Annotated in this window: 7 protein-coding genes; all 7 read right to left on the reverse strand. The window is 57.4% G+C overall.

Annotated features, from left to right (window positions below; translation table 11 throughout):
• Positions 1-296: VOC family protein (locus tag VGL70_18840; GenBank protein ID HEY3305586.1), on the reverse strand; the 296-nt coding region annotated here is incomplete at its 3' end.
• Between the two features lie 51 nt (positions 297-347).
• A complete protein-coding gene (locus VGL70_18845) occupies positions 348-626 on the reverse strand; it encodes a hypothetical protein (protein HEY3305587.1) in 279 nt (92 codons plus the stop codon).
• 239 nt (positions 627-865) lie between these two features.
• Complete coding sequence (locus tag VGL70_18850; protein ID HEY3305588.1) at positions 866-1,255, reverse strand: PIN domain-containing protein; 390 nt, start codon at positions 1,253-1,255, stop codon at positions 866-868.
• A gap of 11 nt (positions 1,256-1,266) precedes the next feature.
• Positions 1,267-1,458 carry a type II toxin-antitoxin system VapB family antitoxin gene (locus tag VGL70_18855; protein ID HEY3305589.1) on the reverse strand — a complete coding sequence of 64 codons (192 nt, stop codon included), beginning with the start codon at positions 1,456-1,458 and terminating at the stop codon, positions 1,267-1,269.
• Between the two features lie 335 nt (positions 1,459-1,793).
• Positions 1,794-2,552: a glucose 1-dehydrogenase gene (locus tag VGL70_18860; GenBank protein ID HEY3305590.1), complete on the reverse strand. Its 759-nt coding sequence runs from the start codon at positions 2,550-2,552 to the stop codon at positions 1,794-1,796.
• 173 nt (positions 2,553-2,725) lie between these two features.
• The gene (locus VGL70_18865; GenBank protein HEY3305591.1) at positions 2,726-3,760 is read right to left on the reverse strand and encodes a tripartite tricarboxylate transporter substrate-binding protein; all 1,035 of its coding nucleotides are present in this window, start codon (positions 3,758-3,760) and stop codon (positions 2,726-2,728) included.
• Between the two features lie 22 nt (positions 3,761-3,782).
• Positions 3,783-4,757 (reverse strand): amidohydrolase family protein (locus tag VGL70_18870; GenBank protein ID HEY3305592.1); only part of this gene is annotated, 975 nt, incomplete at its 5' end.

The following is a 4,757-nucleotide window of genomic DNA, read 5'->3' on the forward strand; positions in this document are numbered from 1 at the left end:
TCGACCATCGGCAGGAAATCCTCCGCCTCGGCGAAGAAGGCGTAGTGGGGAAACTCAGCGTCCCAGCCCGTCCAGCCGCCTTTTTGTTGCGACAGCCCGATGATGACGCCGGCGACGCGGACTTCGGCAAATCCCTCGACATTATGCGCCAGCTCGCCTCCCATGACTCGAGTGAAAAAGCGCTTCGACTGCTCGAGATCGCGGCAGGGAAGGCTTGCATGGCTGAAACCGGAGAATCGAGGCTGCTTTGTCGGCGAAACTCTGTCTTCCGTTGCACGAGTCGCCGTGCTTTCCATAACCGTCCCTCCTTCTTTCACCTGGCGCTGAATCCCCAGAACGAAATGTACTTACAGCGCCCGGACACAGAGCTCCTGGCGCGTGACTTTGCCGGGAACACGTCCAGGCAAGCGCCGGCTTCGACGACCACCTTCCCGTTCACCACGACTGCCTTGATCCCCGGCGGATGGCGCCTTCTCATTCGCATCCACCTTCTCCGGCAGCCGCCCGCTCGCCAGGTCGTCGATCTTGTCGGGATCGAAAACCGTGATGTCTGCAGGGAGACCGGTTTTGAGATAACCGCGGTTCAGCCGGAGCTTTTCCGCCGGCAGGCCGGTGATTTTCCTCACCGCCTCTTCCGTGAAGGCAACGAGGTGGCGAAGTAACCGCCCAGCTGCACTGCCTGTAACTCAACTCCTCCACGATCGCAATACTTATCACGTTTTCGCAATTGCGAAAACGTGGCAAATGTCAGGTCTCCTCAAATCTTATCCTAAAATTTCTCAGAGAGCTTTGCTACGCCTGGATTCCGCTAAAAGCGCACGGGAATGACGGACTGTGCGGCGCCCAATCGAGTTGAATGAGGCCGCTACCAGCACACAAGATTAAAATCCAAAAATTCCCGAACCGCCGTGAAATCGTCGGCATCGCGCGTGATGAGGCAGGCGCCGATTCGGCGCGCGGTGAGCGCGATCAGGACGTCGAAATGAATCTCTCTGGTTTTGTGAATATCGAATCCTCTGGCGGCCACAAGCCGGTTGACGATGCGTCCCGACTGAATCCACTCTCTCTCATTGGGAGCGATGAGGCGGAGGTTTTTCGCTAAGTCGTCGACAAACCTTTTCATCTCCCTCGATCGAGCGCCCCTCGACAATTCCGCCAAAACGACGGCGCTCAAACGAACGACAAACTTAAGATCCGGGATCTCCTGTTTAAAACGACCGGATCTCAGATTGTCTGATATAGACCGACGTGTCAAAAATGGCGAGATTAGCTGTGGTCGAAGTCACCGGGCTTCGCCTTGCCGCTGTACCGTTTGATGAGCTTGCGATGCTTCTCGGTCTCCACGACCGCTTCGAGAGACATTTCAATCGTCTGGGTTCTGCTCTTCGCTCCCAAAACTTTTTGGGCTCGTTTCACCAGACGGTCATCGAGCCTTAAAGAGGTCAATGCCTTTGCCATGGGCTCTCCTGTTTTTGTAAGTATATACACATTACCAATAATGTAATACTGCGTCAAATGGAGAAAGCCCGGGCCGATGATTCCTACTACAGTGCCGGGACACAGAGTTCCTGGCGCGTGACTTTGCCGGGAAACACATGTCCTCGCTTCGCTCCGAATCTCAAATGGCAAATCTCAAATCTCAAATAAAATCCCCCGGACCCGATCAGCCGCTTCGCGCCGAATCCATTCGACTGCGCTCAGGACAGGTCTCAAATGGCAAATCTCAAATCTCAGGTAGGAACAACGTGCTCGTGATCGTGTTTCGTGCTCGTATGTTATCGCTAGCAAACTCCTCAGTACATATTCGCGCCGCCGTCGACGTTGATCGTTTGCCCGGTGATGAAGTCGCTGTCGTCGGAGGCGAGAAAGATCACGGTGCCGACGAGATCGGCCGGTTTCTGGTCGCGCTGAAAGGATCGGCGTTTCCTGCGGTCTGCGAGTTGTTCGGGTGTCAGCACGCCTTCCTGCTGGGGTCCGGAGATCGTGAGGCCCGGCGTGATCGCGTTGACGCAAATATTATCGCCGCCCAATTCGCGCGCGAGCGCGCGCGTGAAGCCGATCACGCCTGCCTTCGAAGTGACGTAGTGAAGAAAAAACGGCGTGCCGCCGAGCGCCGTGCCGGACGAGATGTTGATGACCTTTCCTTTTTTCTGCTGCTTCATGGCGGGGTAGACCGCCTGGACGCAGAGGAACAAACCTTTCACGTTCACCGCCATCACGCGGTCCCATTCCTCTTCGTTGATTTCGGAGAAAGGTTTTTTCTTGATCGCCGAGTAGAGCGCGGCGTTGTTGACGAGCACGTCGATACGGCCGTACTTCCTGAGCGCCGCCTCGGCCATCGCGCGGGTCTTCTCCGCCGAGGTCACATCGACCGCCACGGCTAAGGCCTCGCCACCCTGCTGCTGGATCTCGCCCGCGACTTTTTTCGCCTCCGCTTCCTGAATGTCGGCGACGATCACCTTCGCGCCTTCCTTCGCCAAGCCGAGGCAATAGGCCCGGCCTATGCCGACTCCGCCGCCGGTGACGATCGCGACTTTATTTGTCAGGCGCATCTTTCTTCTCCAATGGATGTCGCTAGAGTAGTGTCTCACATTTACGTTGACGTTCCGTTCGTGGTGAGCTTTGTCGAACCATGAACGGAACCCGGTGAAATATCTCGCCCTTCGACGCGCTCAGGGCGAACGGACTCTGTAAAGCCATTTTAGAAACACTACGCTAGCGCGCTTTATTTAAGAACCTCCTTGAGCCTGGCGACCAACGGAGGATCGAGTTTAAAGATGTCTCTTACGTTCCGTTCCAGTCCTGCGCCGTCATCAGGATTGATATCGAGCTTGGCTTTTTTGGCCTCAGCCAAGAACTCGGCGTCCTTCAGGGTGTCCGTAAAAGCCTTGCGCAGGAGTTCCACTCGCTCTTTCGGCGTACCCGGAGGCAGCAGATAGGGACGGGTTGAAGGTCCATTCACCCGAGCGACCACTTGGATGAGTTTTCGGGCCTCGTCAGTCTTGGCAAGATCAAGCGCCACAGGAACTTTGGGCAACTCGGGATGTGCTTTGACGGTCGCCTGAGCGACGATGACCAATTCTCCCGACTCCAGCTCCTGGCGCCAAGTTGCCTTGAACGACTCCCAGGCGTTACAAAGCCCCTGGACCTCCCCGCTGTTGAAAGCAAGTCGAATGGGACCGGTGCCTTTGTAGCCAGAGACAACCTGGATGGGGAGGCCCACAGTATAGGCGAGGACTTTGGGAAGGTCATCGGTGCCGCCGCCTGGAGTGACGCCTCCGAATTTGAGCGTTGTTTTTGACGCTATCCACTTTTCAACGCTTGTAATGCCGGTCGCTTTCGATATGCCGATCATGAAATTGTCCTGGGCGGGAACTCCTATGTATTCAAATTTCGCGGCGTCAAACTCTATGCCCGGTTTTCCGAGCAACTGCTGTAGAAAGAGCCCGCCGAGGACATGGCCAATAGTCAGGCCATCGGGTTTGGCTACCTTGTAAACGTGATTAGCCGCTATCAGGCTGCCGGCCCCGTCCATGTTCTCGACGGCGATGACCGGATTGCCGGGAATATGCCTCCCCATGTGCCGTGCGATAAGGCGAGAATAGGTGTCGTATCCGCCGCCCGGCGCGAGGCCGACGACGAGGCGGATGGTTTTGCCTTTGAAAGGCGTTTCTTGAGCTTCGGCAACCGGTGTCCATACATTAAAAAAGAGACAAGCGCCGATAATGGCCAGCAGGGAAGAGAACCTTCTCGTGTCCATATCCACCCCTTTCCGTCTCTCGTTATATATCCAGCCCGTAAAACCGCTTTGGATTTTCGTAGAGGATCATGCGCTTTTCGGCGTCGCTCAAATCCTCGCGCGCGAGAAATTCCGGGATGTCGCGCTTGAACATGTCGGGCAGCCGCTCGTGCGGGTAGTCGGACGGCCACATTACGCAGCGCGGGTTAAACTGCCGCAGCACCTGGACAAGCGCGCGCTCTTCGACCTCGCACGTCGTCCATACCTGGCCCGAGCGGATATAATCGCTCGGCTTCTTTTTCAGCGCCGGGGCGCCGGCGCGATGGGGCTTTTCGTACTCCTCGTCCATCCGGTCCATCATGTAGGGCAGCCAGCCCGAGCCCGCTTCGAGAAACGCCACGCGCAGTTTCGGAAAGCGCTCGAACACGCCTTCGTAAAGTATGTGCGTGAACTGGATCAGAATCGCGAACGGGTGCTCGAGCGTATGGACCTGAATGAACTTGTCGAAGAAATCGAAACCCATGCCGCGACTCGGCGCGCCGTGCACGGCGAGCGGCATGTCCAACCGCTCCGCCTCACGGTAGATCGGATCGAAGTCGCGATGGCCGTAGCCTTTGTGCAGCACGGTTACCGCCGGCAGCAAACCGGCGACGAGCCCGATCTCTTTCGCGCGCTTGAGCTCTTTCGCCGCTTCCTCTGGCATCTGCACCGGCAGCAGCGCGACCGCTTTGAGCCGCGGGCTCCGGCGTGTATATCTCTCCGCCACCCAGTTATTATACGCGCGGGCGACGGCGCACGCCCAATTCGGATCTTGAATCAACCCGAGGGCGAGACCGCCCGTCGGATAGAGCACGCTCAGCCGGACGCCAAGCTCGTCGAGAAACTCGAGCCAGCGCGGCGCCGGCACGTCGGTTTCTTTTCCCGCGGCGGAAAAGCCGCGGTGCCAGCCGTCGAGCGAAGGGAAGAAGCCGTAAGTTTCGTTCCGCCGCATGTCGCGGTATCGGCCTTCGAGAAACTC

The sequence above is a fragment of the Candidatus Binatia bacterium genome (genome assembly GCA_036504975.1).
Taxonomy (GTDB): Bacteria; Desulfobacterota; Binatia; order UBA9968; family UBA9968; genus JAJPJQ01.

Excerpts from the sequence above, each read along its gene's own strand:
- VGL70_18855 (HEY3305589.1), bottom strand. The coding sequence starts at position 1,458 with ATGGCAAAGGCATTGACCTCTTTAAGGCTCGATGACCGTCTGGTGAAA.
- VGL70_18860 (HEY3305590.1), bottom strand. The coding sequence starts at position 2,552 with ATGCGCCTGACAAATAAAGTCGCGATCGTCACCGGCGGCGGAGTCGGC.
- VGL70_18865 (HEY3305591.1), bottom strand. The coding sequence starts at position 3,760 with ATGGACACGAGAAGGTTCTCTTCCCTGCTGGCCATTATCGGCGCTTGT.